Consider the following 16,227-nt stretch of genomic DNA (forward strand, 5'->3'; position numbering starts at 1 on the left):
AACTGCCTGGAATGCAAAAACCATGACGAACATGAACAAACTATTCCTGATTATCTTGTTTGGCCTGAGCAGCTGGCGAGCCAATGCGTTCTTACCCGGACAAGTCGACGGTGCACCTTTGCCGTCCCTGGCGCCGATGCTGGAGCAAAGTATGCCGGCCGTCGTCAATATCTCCACGTCGACCAATGTGCGGGTACAGGAAAATCCGTTGATGAACGATCCGATGTTTCGGCGTTTTTTCAACATTCCCAAAAACCAGCGGCAACAGCAAAAAAACAGCTTGGGTTCCGGCGTCATTATCGATAAGGATCAGGGTTATGTGTTGACCAATAATCACGTCATCGACAAAGCGGACAAAATTACCGTCACGCTTAGCGACGGCCGGCAGCTCAACGCCAAACTGCTGGGCACCGACCCGGAAGCCGACGTCGCGGTGATCCAAATTCCCGCCGACAACCTCAGTGCATTGAAGATCGCCGATTCCAGCCAACTGAAAGTTGGCGACTTCGTGGTCGCCATCGGCAACCCGTTCGGCTTGGGCCAAACCGTCACCTCCGGCATTGTCAGTGCCCTGGGTCGTTCCAATTTGGGCATCGAAGGTTACGAAGACTTTATTCAGACCGATGCCTCGATTAACCCCGGCAACTCCGGCGGTGCCTTGGTGAATTTACGCGGCGAGTTTGTCGGCATGAACACCGCAATATTGGCACCCAGCGGCGGCAACGTCGGTATCGGTTTTGCAATCCCGTCAAATATGGCGGTTCGCTTGATGGAATCGCTGGTGCAACACGGCGAAGTGCGGCGCGGTTTGTTGGGTGTGACCACGCAAGATCTGACGCCGGAACTGGTAAAAGCCTTTGCTTTGAAAAGCCAGCACGGCGCGGTCGTCAGCCGAGTGGAGGCCGGATCGCCCGCCGAAAAAGCCGGCCTGGAGCCTGGGGATATTATTCTGGTCATTAACGGCCAGGACGTAAAAGGCGGTAGCGCGCAAATTCGCAATGCGGTGGGCTTGCTGCAAATCGGCGACACCGCCAACCTGGAGGTCATGCGCGGCGAGGAACGCAAATCGTTGCAAGCCACCATCGGCAAACCGAAGCGGCCGGAGCTGGATGGCAATAAACTGCATCCGACTTTAAGCGGCGCGGTGCTGGGAGTGACGCCCAAGGATCAAGTGGAAGGGGTGATGATAGAAAAAGTCGAACAAAACTCCAAAGCCTGGAAAACCGGCTTGCGGCCCGGCGACATCATCGTCACCGCCAACCGTTACCGGGTCAGAAACCTGGATGAAATCAAGCAGGTGGTTAATCCGAATGCGCCGCTGTTAGTCAATCTGCAACGCGGCGGCGAAGGCTTTTTCGTAGTGCTGCAATAAGCTCAATTCAGCATCGTTTTCAGCGCGGCAAGACTAGCCTTGCCGCGCTGTTTAATTTCTTCCGGCGGCAACTGTTTTTTGTTAGCCCATTCCAAATCCTCTTCCGGCAACTCGTTTAAAAACCGGCTGGGTTCGCACTCGGTCAAGTCACCAAAACGCTTGCGGTGCGTGCAATAACTAAAGGTCAAGGTCTGCTGAGCCCTAGTGATACCCACGTACGCCAAGCGCCGCTCCTCCTCGATATTATCGGTTTCGATGCTGTTTTGATGCGGCAGCAGGTTTTCTTCCATGCCGATCAAAAACACGTGCGGAAACTCCAGGCCTTTGGCGGCATGCAAGGTCATCAAACTGACCTGGTCGCCGGCCTCGTCTTCCTGATTGCGGTCCAGAATATCCAGCAGCATCACCTTGGCGATAACATCGGCCAGCGATTGCTCAACGCCTTGTTCCTTGGTAGCAATCCGCTGCAGCCACTCGACCAACTCATATACATTTTTCAATTTGCGCTCGGCCGAGGCCGGGGTTTTGCTGTTTTCCTGCAGCCAGGCCGAATAGTTGATTTCGTCGATCATCCGGTTGATTGTGACAAAGGTGTCCTCGCGCTCGATCTTGATCGCCGTGTCTTTCAACCAATCGCAAAACTTGCTCAAACGCTGTACCGATTTTTCCGGCAGCCGTTGTTGCAGGCCTAACTCGTTGCAGGCTGCAAACAGACTGATATGCCGTTCGTTGGCATAAGCGCCGAGCTTTTCCAGCGTGGTCGGCCCAATCTCGCGGCGCGGCGTGTTGATCACCCGCAAAAACGCCGCGTCATCATCGCGATTGACCAGCAAACGCAGGTAGGCCAACACATCCTTGATTTCCGCATACGAAAAAAACGAGGCGCTGCCACTGATAAAGTAGGGCACGTTGTTCTCGCGTAATTCCTTTTCGAATAGGCGCGACTGGTGATTACCTCGGTACAGAATCGCGTAGTCGCCGTAAGAACCGCCGGTCTTGAAGCGATGATGCACAATCTCGGCCGTCACCTGCTTGGCTTCGGCCACGTCGTTTTTATGGCTTAGTACCCGCAACGGGTCGCCGTAACCCAGCTCGCTCCAGAGTTTTTTCTCGAAGGCATGCGGATTATTGGCGATCAACTGATTGGCTACTTTCAAAATCCGCCCGGCGGAACGGTAATTCTGTTCCAGCTTGATGACTTGCAAGCGACTGTAATCTTTTTGCAGTTGGCTAAGGTTTTCCGGCTGAGCGCCGCGCCAGGCGTAAATCGATTGGTCGTCGTCACCCACCACGGTAAAGCGGCCGAGATTGCCGGCCAATAGCTTGACCAATTGGTATTGGGTGATGTTGGTGTCCTGGTATTCGTCCACCAGCAGATAGCGAATCTTGTTCTGCCATTTTTCCAATACTTCGGGATGTTGCTGGAACAGCAGCACAGGCAACAAAATCAAATCGTCGAAATCGGTGGCGTTATAAGCCTTGAGACTACGGGTGAAGGCCTCATACAGCAGCGCCGCAGGCAAGCTGATGGCATCGGCTTGGCTCAAAGCCTGGATGGGCGTCACAAAGGCATTTTTCCACTGGCCGATTTGCCAGTTGTACTGCTCCACATTATCAATGTCGCAGCCGCCGACGCCATGGCTGATCAGATTGCGTAGCAAGGTCAGCCGGTCCTGTTCGTCGAACAAGGTAATCGCCGCCTTGTAGCCCAGGGCTTTGTGTTCCTTGCGCAGAATATCCAAGCCCAGGGAATGAAAAGTCGATACCCGCAAGCCGCGACTGGCTTTGTCATCAATCAGCCTGCCGACCCGGCTTTTCATTTCCCGCGCCGCCTTGTTGGTAAAAGTCACCGCCGCGATATGCCGCGCCGACGTGCCTTGTTGCACCAAATACGCGATCTTCTCGGTAATCACTCGCGTCTTGCCACTACCGGCACCTGCCAGTACCAACAAGGGATGATCGATGGTTTTAACGGCAGCGAGTTGTTGGGGGTTGAGTTTGGGGGCCACGAAAACAAAGGGGTTATTGACAGGCCGGCCATTATCGCAGGGCTAGCTGAAATTGTGTGAACTTGGGCGAATGGGAGTGGGCTTGATGGGATTCGTGTAGCCTCGATGCAGCGTCAGCGAAATCGAGGACGTCGGCTTGCCGACTACCAAACCCAAATCAGCAAATGAGAGAAGTTGGCCTTCGAAATCTCGATTTCATTGAGGCTACTTGCTTGCTTTCGTCGCTGGAGTATTGCAGCATGGGGTCTAACCATTCCGTCGAGAGGGACTGCTCGCAAGCTGCGCTTGTAGGTGCCCTTAAAGGCTTCGCCGCTAAGGCGGTCCATCACTTCAAGCATTAGTTGGTAATTCCGATGAAACTTCACAAGTCAGAGGTGGCTCGTCGCCAACTTGAGATAGCCGCAAAGTTGTTGGTGTCCGGTGGAGAGCCTTTGGCCGTCGTGACACTCGCCAGCGCGGCAGAGGAAATATTCGGCAATCTGTTGCGGCGATCAGACCGTCTAGCGATGATTGACAAAATCATTGACCTTGATCGTCGGATCACAGGAGGAAGAGACTTCAAGGTCGTAAATGAAGAAGCAAATGGTCTACGCAATGCGCTCAAGCACGCAAAGGAACCTACAGACGATGAAATTGAAGTCAGCGAGCACGCTCCGCACGCGATGCTCGCTCGCGCACTAGTCAACTACACCCTGTGGGGCGGTGAGTTGTCGGCGGCAATGCGTCAAGCCTATGAAGCGATTAGTGCTGAGTTCCCGGATGCCTGCTAACCTAGCCGCCAAAAAGGATCGTAAGGCGCATTAGCGATAGCGTAATGCGCCGAATGAATGTAACGACTCTCCTCCTCTTGGTTCGTTTAGGGTTGCGTTAGTTTGTTCGCAGTCATGCTACTTCCGTGATTTAAAAACCCTGCGTTTACCTGGCGCGAACTGCTACCCGCACACACGCTGATGCCGCCTTCTGCGGTAAAGCAAGGGTGGGTGCCAGCGGGCACATCCCCGATTATGACGGGTACGAACTGCTGCACTTGTCCCTCAATAGTTGTCGAAACCCCATATAGTATCGGTGAAACGATAGGAAATAGAACCACTGCTAAATCAAAGCTATCGGCATCGATGTTTTCGATAGACAGTTTTGTAACAGTATTGCCATTGGTATCGACCGACGGTGATAAAACCAGGTCAAAATGCACGGTACTATCCACATCACCCAAGATACTGGCATCATGGACGATAATCGGAACACTCATCGCAAGCTTGCTTTCGCTCACAAAACGCGACGTCGTCGAGCTGCCATTTCTTAATTCCCCTTTGCCGTGCAAACTGTGGCCAAAGGTTGCTTCAATTCGGGAGCGTAACCAGTCGCCATCAATACCTACGAAAAAAGGCAGGTCCAAATTAGCCCATGCGGGAGAGGAGCGAGTTTCACTTCTAAAAGCAGTCAGTTGATTATTGCCATTTAGCCACTGGCATGAGGTTTGTCCATCGCTAAAGCTTTTTTGGAAGGCCGATTGGCCATCAATTAACAGCTCAAATTCCGCGACACACACACTATCGTTGCCCGGTTTTCGGAGTGAAATTAATGTGATATCCGAAGCCTGCGATATATTGTTCAGCATCAAATCATAGGTTTTATTTGTACCACGCTCCAGGTCGTCATCTGTGGAGTCCAGCCAGGTATGGTTACCGCGCGGATACCAGTTGGTTACCGTTGTCACCAATCCGGTCGGAGTCTGCAACAGTACCTCCACACCATTATCCGTTCCGGCATCGTTGATATTAGGGACGCGAATGCGCAGTTGCAGCCGGTGCACGACCAACTCGTCTCTACCATCTCGAGTAACGTAGCAACGCTGTGGTGAGGTGATGCTCGCCCCAGTGTTGGCCTCGTCGGACACAATAATGGCGTAGCAATTTTCTGAATCTGCTGCTGCGTTTTCATCCAGAAATGATGCATATTTATTTTCAGGGAGTGCAGCGAAAGTCTGGATGGTTTGCCAGGCGCCGCCGTTTATACTTCGAATCACTTGCGTTTGCGGCGCTCGTTTGTTGTACCAACCTAATCCAACCGAGGTGGGGCTCGGAGAACTTAGGGTGAAATCTTGGACTGGATACACACCAGGATCAATCGTCGGTTCAACCCACCCAAATTGGCCCATAGTGTTTGTATTAAAAATGGTCGCTTTCTGCAGAGCGGCTGCATTCTCAACGGCTAACAGACCAACAATTAACAAAATCGCTTTAGAATTGAAAGCACCGGAATTTATGAATTTTTTTGAGATAGTAGTCATGGATCGCTCCTTATTTTGATTGGTGCGATCCAAGATAAAGCCAAAAACTAACCTTGGGCTATGAAGTAACTAACGTAAAACTTGTGATTAAATCACGTTGGCTAAAAGATTCATTGCCGCGGAACAGCTATTGCATATATTTTGGTATTACTCTAATTTGAAGTTGAAAATGAGCTTGTCGGCGTTAGAGGCTCACTATTATCCGACAAGCTCAAAACCCATAATAAACAAAGTTAAACAACACTGATGGAGTAAATTAAAGCACTACTTATCAGCGCGCTGACAAAACAATATCGCGTCTCGCCAATCCAAACCTTTTCCCGTGGCATTTTGGAAGCACTCTACGGTGTTTTTGGCATTATTGGTGCCAGCACATAGATTAATAATATTTTGCCAATCCCAACTGATACCCTTGCCCCAGTTCACTCGGCCGTCGAGTACGCTTAGAAAACATGCGCCAGGTTCTGCGGGTTTAGTGGTTCCAGCACAAAGCTGCTTGACGTTTTTTGGCTCCCAATTCATATTCTTGTCATCATTCCAAGGAATTTTGCCTTGGACCGAATTAAAACATTCCGATTCGTGATCGGATGCATGAGCCGGCAAAGGATTGAAGAAAAAAGCTATTGAGCCAATCGCAACCGTGAGCTTAATAACTCGGTAAATGGTAGTTGACATTTTCATAGATAACCCCTTACATTTTTTAATTTTGACAATGAATATAATTTAACATTTATAAAATTATAATTCTTGGCAAGCCAATGATTATCTCGAATTATTGAGCATTTGGTCACTGACTAACGCAATATCACTATTCCATGAAAAAAATGTTTGTCTAATCCTTATAAATTCATAACTAATTTAATACGAGCATCAATAAAATAGTTGGGACAATTAAAACTATAGGATTAAATCCTCGACTAATAATAACTGGCGTTTACAAAACTTTCTGATTTAATACATATATCTACCAATATTCAAACTCGTGGTCTAATAAATCTCTCTGATTTCGCCGGAATTCATCATTCGGCTGAATAAGACAGTAATATCAAATCCTGATAGCCGAAATTCCCCCATCGACATGCATGACTTGCCCGGTAATCCAGGCGGCATTTTCGGACAGTAAAAACCAAGCCATCTGGGCAATATCCTCCGCTTCACCCAAACGTTTCAGCGGGTGCCGCGCCGCCGCAGCCTGTTTTTTACTGTCTTCGCGCAGCAAACTTTCCGCTAATGGCGTGTCGGTCAATGACGGCGCGATGGCGTTTACCCGGATTTTTGGCGCCCATTCCGCCGCCAAGGCACGGGTCAAACCCTCTATCCCACCCTTGGATGCAGAGACCGTGGCATGGAAAGGAAACCCGGTTTGCACTGCCACCGTGCTGAACAGCACGACCGAAGCACCCTTCGCCGCTTGCAGATTGCCCTGATAGTGCTGCAAGCACCGCACGGCACCGATCAAGTTAAGTTGAAAATCCGCGACAAACTCCTCGGGTTTGATCCTGGCAAACGGCTTTAAATTGATACTGCCGGGGCAATACACCAAACCTTGCAAGGGTTCATCGATGGCCGGCAATGCGTCGTTTGATACATCGCAACTAAAATGCTTGAACACGTTCGGCGCCGCAGCAGAACGGCTTAAGGAGTAAACTTGGCAGTTCGGCTGAGCCAAACCGGCAAGCGCGGCCCCAATCCCGCTACTGGCTCCTACAATCAAAACATTACGCATCTGGTGCCTCTGTCAGCCGATCAATCCAAACAAAATCTGTCGTTTGCGGTGGGGGTGCTAATGATTTCTTCTTGTATGCGCCGTAACAGACTGAGTTTTGCACCACTAGCCCCCCGTGGTCTGAAGGCTACCTTGCGGATGCAGTTAGTCAATGCACTACGCACGGCTAAGCTGGGCGGGATAAACTAGTGTTTTTTACGTGACGAGATTTGCGGATGAATCCTGGCCGATTTGGCATCTTTAGCGGTATCGCGGCTCCGGTCATATGGCTATCGTTGATAGGTTTGGCGGGTGCCATGCGCCCGGAGTTCAGCCACAGCTATCAGTACATCAGCGAGTTGGGCGAACGCGGCAGTAGTACGGAAATACCGATGCGCTATATCGGCTTCGGGTTCGCCGGCTTTTTGTATGTGTGCTTTGCATTAGCCGTGCCGGCAGCGTTGCGCGGAGGTTGGCGTTCGGCGCTGCTTGCCACACTGATTGGTCTGGATGGAATTGGGCGGATTGGGGCCGGCGTATTCGCCTGCGACCCTGGCTGCGATGGCTTGTCGTCCAGCCAGGAATTACATCGGCTGTTTGCGATGACCGGGTTTTCCGCGGCTATTCTGGCAACACTTGTTTGCGGTGTGGTGTTCCGGCGCCATGCGTGGCTGGGCATGCTTAGCGTTTACTCGATTGGCAGCGGCTTGCTGGCGACGATTTTACTACTGCTGATGACTTGGGAGGCCAATCCCATCCAAACACCCGGCCTGTTTGAACACTTGGCAACCGGCGTACTTTCCATCTGGACATTGGTGCTTGCGGTGCGTTTACAGCAAACGTCGGCTGTGACGGATGAATAATGTTCTTGCTGCCAACTTTAGTTATTGCCCGGCCCTTAATAACGACAATCCGACACAGGCGATTGTCCAGCTAGCAGTGGAGTGAAATTTAAGGGCCCGCTTGATGGCAGGAACTTTCCAGGATTTCAACTACCGAAATTTCAACAGCAAAACCGCGGGAGAAGATTGTGATCAGTGCCATATATGCCGCGTTGGCGGCCTTATTGATAGTCTGGTTGTCACAGAGAGTTATCAAGCTGCGCCGGACGAAAAAAGTGATTTTCGGCGATGGCGGCGAAACCGATCTGCAAATCGCCATCCGCGCCCAAGGCAACGCCACGGAATACATACCGATATTGTTGATTTTATTGGCGCTGCTGGAATTAAGCGGCGGACACGCCGCGCTGCTGCATATCGGCGGCTTTGCGATCATCCTGGGTCGAATAGTCCACGCCCTGGGCTTGCTGCGCGCGAATCTGGATCAACGAGTGCTTGGTATGCAAATCACTATTTTCACCCTAATTGGCCTGGCTGTCGCCAATTTGGGCTACGCCGCTTATGCCGCATTCGGTTAGCTGACGCTTTGGCAATAATCTGCGGAATGGCTGGATAGCTTAAGGCCGTTTGAGCAGGGCTAAAATGCCCGTGGTCAAGATGATTTCTCTAAGAAAACACAAAAGACCCGCTATCAGCGCCAGCATCGACGCCACAAACAAAAAAGAGACGGCATCCAAGAGATCGATGGACAAGTTAAACTCGCACCTTGCCCACTGTCGAAAAATTTTACAATCAGTGTTGCATTTAATGCGTGTCCGGTTAAAGTGACCGATCAGATAAATTCGACCGCCAACCTCACGGAGTAACGTGTGTTTCCCGTTAAGTCATGCAAATTCGCCCTGCTCGGGCTTATCGTCAGCCAGCTGCTTTGCGCGCCAACATTCGCCGCCCCTGTCTCGCCTATGTACCGGCCTTCTTCGGCGCTAACCGGTCAAGATCTGGCGGTCGTTGTCAATGACGCCGACCCCTTGAGCGTGCAAATCGCCGCTTATTACCAAAAGCGGCGGCAAATTCCGGCGGAACAGATGATACATGTGCGTTTTGTGCCGAAACAGGCGGTAATGTCCAAACGCCAATTCGAGCACGTGAAGCAGGAAGTCGATCAAAAAACGCCGGCGCATGTGCAAGCCTTTGCCTTGACCTGGTTACAACCGTTTCGGGTCGAATGCATGTCCATCACCACGGCCTTCGCGGCCGGTTTTAGCGAATCATTTTGCGCGAAAGGCTGCGTACAAACCCATAGCAGTCCTTATTTCACCTCCGAAACCGATAAGCCGTTTAAAACCCACGGCTGGCGGCCCACCATGGCCGTGGCCGGCAAGACCTTCGCGGAAGCGAAAAAACTGATCGATACCGGTGTCGCCTCGGATTATTCGCATCCGCAAGGCTCGGCATATTTGTTGAAAACTTCGGACAAGGCGCGCAGCTCCCGAGCGGTAATGTTCCCGAAAGTGGCCGAATCGCTGACCAGCTTTTGGCCTGTGCATTATCTGGAGCAAGAGTACATTGAGGGTCGGCAGGATGTGATGTTTTATTTCACTGGACTGACCAAGGTGCCCCATCTGGCGGATAACCGCTATTTACCGGGCGCTGTTGCCGACCATCTCACCTCTTCGGGTGGCGTGATGTCGGGCAGCGACCAGATGAATATCATCGAATGGCTGCGTGCCGGCGCTACCGCCAGCTATGGCGCGGTGGTGGAGCCCTGTAATTTCCCGGCCAAGTTTCCCAATCCGGGCGTATTGATGTATTTCTACCTGCGCGGCAGCAGCGTGATCGAAGCCTACTGGAAAAGCGTCGCCCAACCCGGCCAAGGTATTTTCGTCGGCGAACCGCTGGCTAAACCGTTTGCTTATCAGCCGCACCAAGCGCCAGCTCCTTAGTAGGCATCCCTAAAATCCCTTCTCCCCTGCTGCGAAGGGATTTTAGAGGTTACCCCACATCAGCTTCTTCATCCGCGACGACAAGCCGATTGCGGCCGGCTTCCTTGGCGACGTAAAGGGCTTGGTCTGCGCGAGTTAACAGATCGAGCCGATTGCCGCCATGCACCGGATAAATCGCCACACCTATCGATACAGTCACCTGCGGCAACTGATGATTACCAAACTTCAGCGATAGGCTTTCGATAGCCACGCGCAAAGCTTCCAGACGTTGCAGGATTTTGTCCGGCTGGATTTCAGTAGTGACCACCACGAATTCTTCGCCGCCGAAACGGCAAACCATATCGCTGCCTTCCCGAAAACCGTTCATTAATTGCGCGGTTTTTTTCAAAACTTCGTCACCGGCGTCGTGGCCGTAGTTATCGTTAAAAATTTTAAAATGATCGATGTCTAGCATCGCTACAGCCAGCATTTTGCCGCAGCGGCTCATCCGCAATAATTCCCGATCCAACACTTCTTCCAGAAAACGCCGATTGAACAAACCGGTGAGCGGATCGCGTATCGATAACTCGTGCAATTCCTCGCGCAAGCTCAAGTTCGCCAAGGCCAGCCTGGCGCTATCGGCGGCGGCTTCGGCTATCGACAGCTCGCGTTGAATATCTTCCGGGTGGTCACTGGTCAGCCTGTGTTCGATGTAAATCAAACCCAAAGCGCGCGAATGCGCTAACAGCGGAATGCACAGATAAGGGCTGGTCCCCGGTTTTACGTGGCTGCAAACCGGATTGATACTCTGACCAACGCGCGCCATATGAATACAGCCGCGCCGCATGCCCCAGCATTCGTTGGGGGTAAACACGGCTTCCAGTTCGCTTTCGCCGCTTCCCCAAGCATCGGCCAGCACCAGCGAATTACCGGCGGCGTCCAGCATATAAAGACCACCGACGGAATCGGCAAACAAACGTACGAATGCCGCTTTGATAATCGGATAGGCCTCGTCCACTTTTTGGCAGCTCTGTAAAAGATCAGTCATCTCGCGGATTAATTGCATATGCAAAATCGCGGCTTCCAATTCGGTTTGGGCTTTTTTTAAAGCGGTGACGTCCCGCGCCGCAGCAAAAATCCCGGCGACGTCACCTTTGTCATCCCGATAAACCGAGGCGTTGTACATCACCTCGGTGATCTGGCCGGAGGTATGACAGATAGCCAGTGGATAATCCGTGACTTTGCCTTGCGAAAACGCCAGGCGATAACCGTCGCGGGCTTTTTGCGGGTCGGTAAAGTAAGTGGAAAAATCGCTGCCGATCAATTGTTGGCGCGGTACGCCGGTGACTTTTTCGGTAGCGCTGTTCACGTCCATGATCTTACCTTCCGCGCTGATAGTCACCAGCGGATCGAGACTGGCCTCGATCAGGCTGCGCGCATAGGAGGTTTTAATATTTTTCATTCGCGCGACTCAATACAACCGCAGTTCATCATTATCAGCGGCGCTTATTTAAATGCCTCGCCCCATTGCCCGAGATAAAACCGTTGCTCCAGGGCCGCACGGCTGCGTTCCGCCTGCTCGCCGGCTTGAAACTCTTCGGCTAGATTATTGGCTTCGGCTTGATAGCCCAATGCCAACATCGCCATTGGCGTACAGTCATCCGGTAACTTTAGCACTTGCCGGGCTTTATCGGCATCGAAACCGCCCATTTGATGGGTGATCAAGCCTAAGGCGTTGGCTTGCAAGCATAAGCTCAGCGTGGCAGCACCAGTGTCGTAAGCGGCAAAGCGGTTGGCTTTGCCGTTGTGATTGAAATTCTGCATCGCCACCGTCAAGATGAACACCGGGGCGTTTTTGGCCCAGAGCTGATTTTTTTCGACAATCACCGATAGCGCGGTTTCCCAGGCTGCCAGATTGCTGGATTTGTCGCAAACCACAAAGCGCCAAGGCTGGTCGTTAAAACAAGACGGCGCCCAGCGCGCCGCTTCCAGACACGCGGTCAAATCCGGGTGGCTCACCGCTTTATCCGCAGCAAAAGCCCGCGGGCTCCAACGGCTAGCGATCAAGTCGTGAATCTGAGCCTGGGTGGTGGCGCGTTTATGTTGCATGGTTGAGCCTCTTCTGTGTGCTTAAGTGATTTTTAGTGCGTGCCGGACCAGTTATTGCCGACCCAGTGCCACGCATAAACCCGCCGGTAAATTTCCTAAATCAGCAAACCGGATACGCTGGCCGATGGTAACTCGCCGACGCCGTCCCGTCTATTTTTAGCACGGTTCACCGCCCAGCGCCGAGTAGGCTTTATGCCACTTGGCACTTGGTGCTAAAATCGCGCGTTTACTATCATCCTTAGACTCATTCGGCTAATCGGCGCAACCGTTATTTTCAGCGGCCTAAGTCCGCAACCCAGCCGCTGGAATGCAACGCAGACAACACATGACCATGGATTACAAACAAACCCTGAACCTCCCCAAGACCGAGTTTGCGATGAAAGCCAATCTGGCGCAACGCGAGCCGGAGATGCTGAAAAAATGGAACGAAAACCAGCTCTATCAAAAAATTCGCGAGGTCTGCGCCGGCCGGCCTAAATTTGTATTGCACGACGGCCCTCCTTACGCCAACGGCGCGATTCATATCGGCCACGCGGTCAATAAGGTGTTGAAGGACATCATCGTCAAATCCAAAACCCTCAGCGGTTTCGATGCGCCTTACGTGCCTGGCTGGGATTGCCACGGTTTGCCGATCGAATTGATGGTAGAAAAGTCGGTCGGCAAGGCCGGCGTCAAAGTGTCGCCTGCCGAATTCCGTAAAGAATGCCGCGCCTACGCCAAGAAGCAAGTCAATATCCAGAAAGAAGAATTCATTCGTCTGGGTGTGTTGGGCGATTGGGACAATCCGTATTTGACCATGGATTTTGCCTTTGAAGCCGACATCGTCCGCGCCTTGGGCAAAATCGCCGCCAACGGCCACCTCAGCAAAGGCGCCAAGCCGGTGCATTGGTGTACCGATTGCGGCTCGGCGCTCGCCGAGGCGGAAGTGGAATATGAAGACAAACACTCGCCGGCTATCGACGTGCGCTTCTCCGTGGTAGACGAACATGCGTTCATGGCCAAGTGCCACCACGCCGGCGATCGCGAAGGCAAAGGCCCGCTGTCGGTGGTGATCTGGACCACCACGCCGTGGACGCTGCCGGCCAACCAGGCCGTCGCGCTGAACCCGGATCTGGAATACGCGGTCGTGCAATGCGACATCGACGGCCAAACCGAGCGCCTGGTCATCGCCGAAGCCTTGTTGAAAGACGCCGTTTTACGTTATGGCATCGGCGAACATCACATCGTTGGCTACTGCAAAGGCGCGACCCTGGAAAATCAACTGCTGCAACACCCGTTTTACGACCGGCAAGTGCCCGTCATATTGGGCGATCATGTGACCACCGATGCCGGTACCGGCGCGGTACACACCGCCCCCGGCCACGGCCAGGAAGACTATGTCGTCGGTATGAAATACGGCCTGCCGGTAGACAACCCGGTCGGCAGCAATGGCGTATTTTTGCCAAGTACAGAACTGTTCGCTGGCCTACATGTGTTTACCGCCAACGATAAGGTGCTGGAAGTGTTGCGCGAACGCGGCAAGTTATTGCATCACCATGCCTTGCTGCATAGCTACCCGCATTGCTGGCGCCACAAAACCCCGATTATTTTCCGCGCGACCCCGCAATGGTTCATCTCCATGGAGAAAAACCGCCTGCGCGACACTGCCTTGAACGAAGTGAAGCGGGTGGACTGGATTCCCGATTGGGGTCAAGCTCGCATCGAAGCCATGCTGAATAACCGGCCGGACTGGTGTATCTCCCGCCAGCGTACCTGGGGTGTGCCGATTGCCTTTTTCGTGCATAAAGAATCAGGCGAATTGCATCCGCGTACCGGCGAATTGATTGAGCAAGTAGCCAAACGTATCGAACAACAAGGCATAGACGCCTGGTTTGAACTGGACGCCGCGGAATTGATTGGTGCCGATGCCGAGCATTACCAAAAAATGACCGACACGCTGGATGTCTGGTTTGATTCCGGCGTGACCCATGCCGCGGTTTTGGAGCGCCGCGAGCAACTGCGTTTTCCGGCCGACCTGTATTTGGAAGGCTCGGATCAGCATCGCGGCTGGTTCCAGTCATCCTTGTTGGCGTCGGTAGCGATGAACGACGTCGCGCCGTATAAACAAGTCTTGACCCACGGCTTTACCGTCGATGCCGAGGGCAAGAAAATGTCCAAATCCAAAGGCAACGTGGTGTTGCCGCAAACCGTGATGAAATCGCTGGGCGCGGACGTATTGCGTTTATGGGTGGCCGGCACCGATTACCGCGGCGAAATGTCGGTGTCCGACGAGATTTTGAAACGCACCTCCGACGGCTACCGTCGCCTGCGTAACACCGCGCGCTTCCTGCTTTCCAATCTGGACGGTTTCGATCCGGCGCAACATCTGGTCGCCAAAGACGATTTGCTGGCGTTGGACCGTTGGGCCGTCGATAAAGCTTGGCAGTTGCAGGAAGAGATCAAAACGGCGTACCACACCTATCAGTTCCAAAGCATCTACCAAAAAGTGCTGACCTTCTGCAGCATCGACTTGGGCGGTTTTTATCTGGACATCATCAAGGACAGACAATACACCGCCAAGGAAGATTGCCTGGCCCGACGCTCCGCACAAACCGCGATGTACCATGTCATCGAAGCCTTGACCCGCTGGTTGGCCCCCATCACCAGCTACACCGCCGACGAATTATGGCAATTCATTCCCGGTCAACGCGGCGAATCGGTATTTCTGGAAACCTGGTACGAAGGCTTGTTCCCGCTAGACGCCAACGCGACGATCAGCCGCGACACCTGGGACAAAGTGATGGCGGTACGCACCGTGGTGTCCAAAGAGTTGGAGCAACTGCGCGGCAAGGGGGCGATTGGCGCTTCGCTAAATGCCGAAGTTGAATTGTATTGCGACGAAACTTATGGTGCGGAGCTAAACAAACTGGCCAGCGAACTGCATTTTGTCTTTATCACTTCCAACGCCGGCGTCGCCGACATGCAATTCTGCCCGGACGATGCGGTAGCGACCGAATTGGACGGCGTAAAACTAAAAGTGACGGTATCCGAGCATCCAAAATGCGTGCGCTGCTGGCACCAACGCTACGACATCGGCGAAAACCCTGAGCATCCGGAACTATGCGGACGCTGCGTGGAAAACGTCGCCGGCAATGGCGAGACCCGTCGTTATGCTTAAGTGGTTGTGGATTTCCGCGGTCACACTGATCCTTGATCAGGCCAGTAAGCTGGCGGTGGACGGTAACATGCAGCTGTTTGAATCGATTCCGCTGCTGCCGTATTTCAACCTGACCTACGTGCATAACACCGGCGCGGCCTTCAGCTTCCTGGCTCAGGCCGGCGGCTGGCAGCGCTGGCTATTCGCCGGCTTGGCGGTGGTGATGAGCAGCATCATTGCCGTCTGGTTGCATCGTTTAAAAAAACACGAGACCTTGATGGCCGTGGCTTTGTCCTTGGTTTTGGGTGGCGCCATCGGCAATCTGATTGATCGGGTGGCTTATGGCTATGTGATCGATTTTCTGGATGTTTATTACCAAAACTGGCACTGGCCGGCATTCAATATCGCGGATTCGGCGATTTGTGTTGGCGTGGGTTTGATGTTGTTGGAGAGTTTTGGGGTTGGGCGGAAAGTTGTCGACGTTTTGGAATAGGCTTTTTCGAATTACTTTTTGATCAAACGTTAGCCAAAAACTGTGAATTCTGCTTATTTCCCCTCTTTGGAAAAGAGGGGCTAGGGGAGATTTTCCAATAAGGTGTCGCTAACGCGACGGCTGATTTTAATGTCGGGTCTCGGCCCGACAGCCGAGATACTTTCTTTTGCTTGGCCAAAAGAAAGTATCCAAAGAAAAGGCCACCCGGACGCCGCTTTTCCCCTGCGCTCCTCGCTTTTGAACGGGGTTGCCGAAAGGGGCTTCCTGCCCCTTCGGCAACGCGATGCATCCCTGCATCGCCCCTGCGGGCTGTTCCGTTCAAAAGCTCCGGTGCTCGGCGCGGCATACGGGA

General features: G+C 52.8%; 15 protein-coding genes. 8 read left to right on the top strand and 7 right to left on the bottom strand.

The window, feature by feature from the left end; translation table 11 throughout:
- Positions 1-31: 31 nt before the first annotated feature.
- The gene (locus tag EBB_RS03360; protein ID WP_192393523.1) at positions 32-1,372 is read left to right on the top strand and encodes a DegQ family serine endoprotease; all 1,341 of its coding nucleotides are present in this window, start codon (positions 32-34) and stop codon (positions 1,370-1,372) included.
- 2 nt (positions 1,373-1,374) lie between these two features.
- On the opposite strand, the gene rep is transcribed toward EBB_RS03360, so the two are convergent.
- Positions 1,375-3,381 (bottom strand): DNA helicase Rep, encoded by a 2,007-nt coding sequence (gene rep, locus EBB_RS03365; RefSeq protein ID WP_192392466.1) that lies wholly within the window; start codon positions 3,379-3,381, stop codon positions 1,375-1,377.
- 353 nt (positions 3,382-3,734) lie between these two features.
- Here rep and EBB_RS03370 point away from each other — a divergent pair, with 353 nt between their 5' ends.
- On the top strand, positions 3,735-4,151 hold the full coding sequence (locus tag EBB_RS03370; protein ID WP_192392467.1) for a hypothetical protein: 417 nt from the start codon (positions 3,735-3,737) through the stop codon (positions 4,149-4,151).
- Positions 4,152-4,237: 86 nt separating this feature from the next.
- Here the strand turns inward: EBB_RS03370 and EBB_RS03375 are convergent, their stop codons facing one another.
- The 3 genes from EBB_RS03375 to EBB_RS03385 all read right to left on the bottom strand — a co-directional run bounded on the left by EBB_RS03375 (position 4,238) and on the right by EBB_RS03385 (position 7,397).
- Complete coding sequence (locus EBB_RS03375) at positions 4,238-5,671, bottom strand: hypothetical protein (protein WP_192392468.1); 1,434 nt, start codon at positions 5,669-5,671, stop codon at positions 4,238-4,240.
- 264 nt (positions 5,672-5,935) lie between these two features.
- Positions 5,936-6,352: a hypothetical protein gene (locus EBB_RS03380; protein ID WP_192392469.1), complete on the bottom strand. Its 417-nt coding sequence runs from the start codon at positions 6,350-6,352 to the stop codon at positions 5,936-5,938.
- A 364-nt stretch (positions 6,353-6,716) separates the two neighbouring features.
- Complete coding sequence (locus tag EBB_RS03385) at positions 6,717-7,397, bottom strand: SDR family NAD(P)-dependent oxidoreductase (RefSeq protein WP_192392470.1); 681 nt, start codon at positions 7,395-7,397, stop codon at positions 6,717-6,719.
- Here EBB_RS03385 and EBB_RS03390 point away from each other — a divergent pair.
- The 3 genes from EBB_RS03390 to EBB_RS03400 all read left to right on the top strand — a co-directional run bounded on the left by EBB_RS03390 (position 7,320) and on the right by EBB_RS03400 (position 8,793).
- Complete coding sequence (locus EBB_RS03390; protein WP_192393626.1) at positions 7,320-7,586, top strand: hypothetical protein; 267 nt, start codon at positions 7,320-7,322, stop codon at positions 7,584-7,586. The genes EBB_RS03385 and EBB_RS03390 overlap by 78 nt on opposite strands.
- A 26-nt stretch (positions 7,587-7,612) precedes the next feature.
- A complete protein-coding gene (locus EBB_RS03395; protein ID WP_192392471.1) occupies positions 7,613-8,239 on the top strand; it encodes a DUF998 domain-containing protein in 627 nt (208 codons plus the stop codon).
- 167 nt (positions 8,240-8,406) lie between these two features.
- A complete protein-coding gene (locus tag EBB_RS03400; protein ID WP_192392472.1) occupies positions 8,407-8,793 on the top strand; it encodes an MAPEG family protein in 387 nt (128 codons plus the stop codon).
- A gap of 39 nt (positions 8,794-8,832) precedes the next feature.
- Here the strand turns inward: EBB_RS03400 and EBB_RS26405 are convergent, their stop codons facing one another.
- Positions 8,833-8,967 carry a hypothetical protein gene (locus tag EBB_RS26405; RefSeq protein ID WP_306789984.1) on the bottom strand — a complete coding sequence of 45 codons (135 nt, stop codon included), beginning with the start codon at positions 8,965-8,967 and terminating at the stop codon, positions 8,833-8,835.
- 117 nt (positions 8,968-9,084) lie between these two features.
- On the opposite strand from EBB_RS26405, the gene EBB_RS03410 reads away from it, so the two are divergent.
- Positions 9,085-10,158: a TIGR03790 family protein gene (locus EBB_RS03410; protein WP_192392473.1), complete on the top strand. Its 1,074-nt coding sequence runs from the start codon at positions 9,085-9,087 to the stop codon at positions 10,156-10,158.
- Between the two features lie 49 nt (positions 10,159-10,207).
- On the opposite strand, the gene EBB_RS03415 is transcribed toward EBB_RS03410, so the two are convergent.
- Together EBB_RS03415 and EBB_RS03420 are read right to left on the bottom strand one after the other, a co-directional pair.
- Complete coding sequence (locus EBB_RS03415; protein ID WP_192392474.1) at positions 10,208-11,599, bottom strand: sensor domain-containing diguanylate cyclase; 1,392 nt, start codon at positions 11,597-11,599, stop codon at positions 10,208-10,210.
- A gap of 44 nt (positions 11,600-11,643) precedes the next feature.
- The gene (locus tag EBB_RS03420; protein WP_192392475.1) at positions 11,644-12,246 is read right to left on the bottom strand and encodes a nitroreductase family protein; all 603 of its coding nucleotides are present in this window, start codon (positions 12,244-12,246) and stop codon (positions 11,644-11,646) included.
- 325 nt (positions 12,247-12,571) lie between these two features.
- Between EBB_RS03420 and ileS the strand changes: the two genes are divergently transcribed.
- Together ileS and lspA are read left to right on the top strand one after the other, a co-directional pair.
- On the top strand, positions 12,572-15,403 hold the full coding sequence (ileS, locus tag EBB_RS03425) for an isoleucine--tRNA ligase (RefSeq protein ID WP_192392476.1): 2,832 nt from the start codon (positions 12,572-12,574) through the stop codon (positions 15,401-15,403).
- The gene (gene lspA / locus EBB_RS03430; protein WP_192393524.1) at positions 15,396-15,875 is read left to right on the top strand and encodes a signal peptidase II; all 480 of its coding nucleotides are present in this window, start codon (positions 15,396-15,398) and stop codon (positions 15,873-15,875) included. The genes ileS and lspA overlap by 8 nt, the downstream gene beginning before the upstream one ends.
- Positions 15,876-16,227 lie beyond the last annotated feature (352 nt).

It is taken from the genome of Methylomonas fluvii (assembly GCF_014850975.1).
Taxonomy (GTDB): domain Bacteria; phylum Pseudomonadota; class Gammaproteobacteria; order Methylococcales; family Methylomonadaceae; genus Methylomonas; species Methylomonas fluvii.

What these genes read in the sequence shown, in the direction of transcription:
- EBB_RS03360 (WP_192393523.1), top strand. Translation starts at nt 32, where the DNA reads ATGAACAAACTATTCCTGATTATCTTGTTTGGCCTGAGCAGCTGGCGA.
- EBB_RS03370 (WP_192392467.1), top strand. Translation starts at nt 3,735, where the DNA reads ATGAAACTTCACAAGTCAGAGGTGGCTCGTCGCCAACTTGAGATAGCC.
- EBB_RS03375 (WP_192392468.1), bottom strand. Translation starts at nt 5,671, where the DNA reads ATGACTACTATCTCAAAAAAATTCATAAATTCCGGTGCTTTCAATTCT.
- EBB_RS03380 (WP_192392469.1), bottom strand. Translation starts at nt 6,352, where the DNA reads ATGAAAATGTCAACTACCATTTACCGAGTTATTAAGCTCACGGTTGCG.
- EBB_RS03385 (WP_192392470.1), bottom strand. Translation starts at nt 7,397, where the DNA reads ATGCGTAATGTTTTGATTGTAGGAGCCAGTAGCGGGATTGGGGCCGCG.
- EBB_RS03395 (WP_192392471.1), top strand. Translation starts at nt 7,613, where the DNA reads ATGAATCCTGGCCGATTTGGCATCTTTAGCGGTATCGCGGCTCCGGTC.
- EBB_RS03415 (WP_192392474.1), bottom strand. Translation starts at nt 11,599, where the DNA reads ATGAAAAATATTAAAACCTCCTATGCGCGCAGCCTGATCGAGGCCAGT.
- EBB_RS03420 (WP_192392475.1), bottom strand. Translation starts at nt 12,246, where the DNA reads ATGCAACATAAACGCGCCACCACCCAGGCTCAGATTCACGACTTGATC.
- ileS (WP_192392476.1), top strand. Translation starts at nt 12,572, where the DNA reads ATGACCATGGATTACAAACAAACCCTGAACCTCCCCAAGACCGAGTTT.
- lspA (WP_192393524.1), top strand. Translation starts at nt 15,396, where the DNA reads ATGCTTAAGTGGTTGTGGATTTCCGCGGTCACACTGATCCTTGATCAG.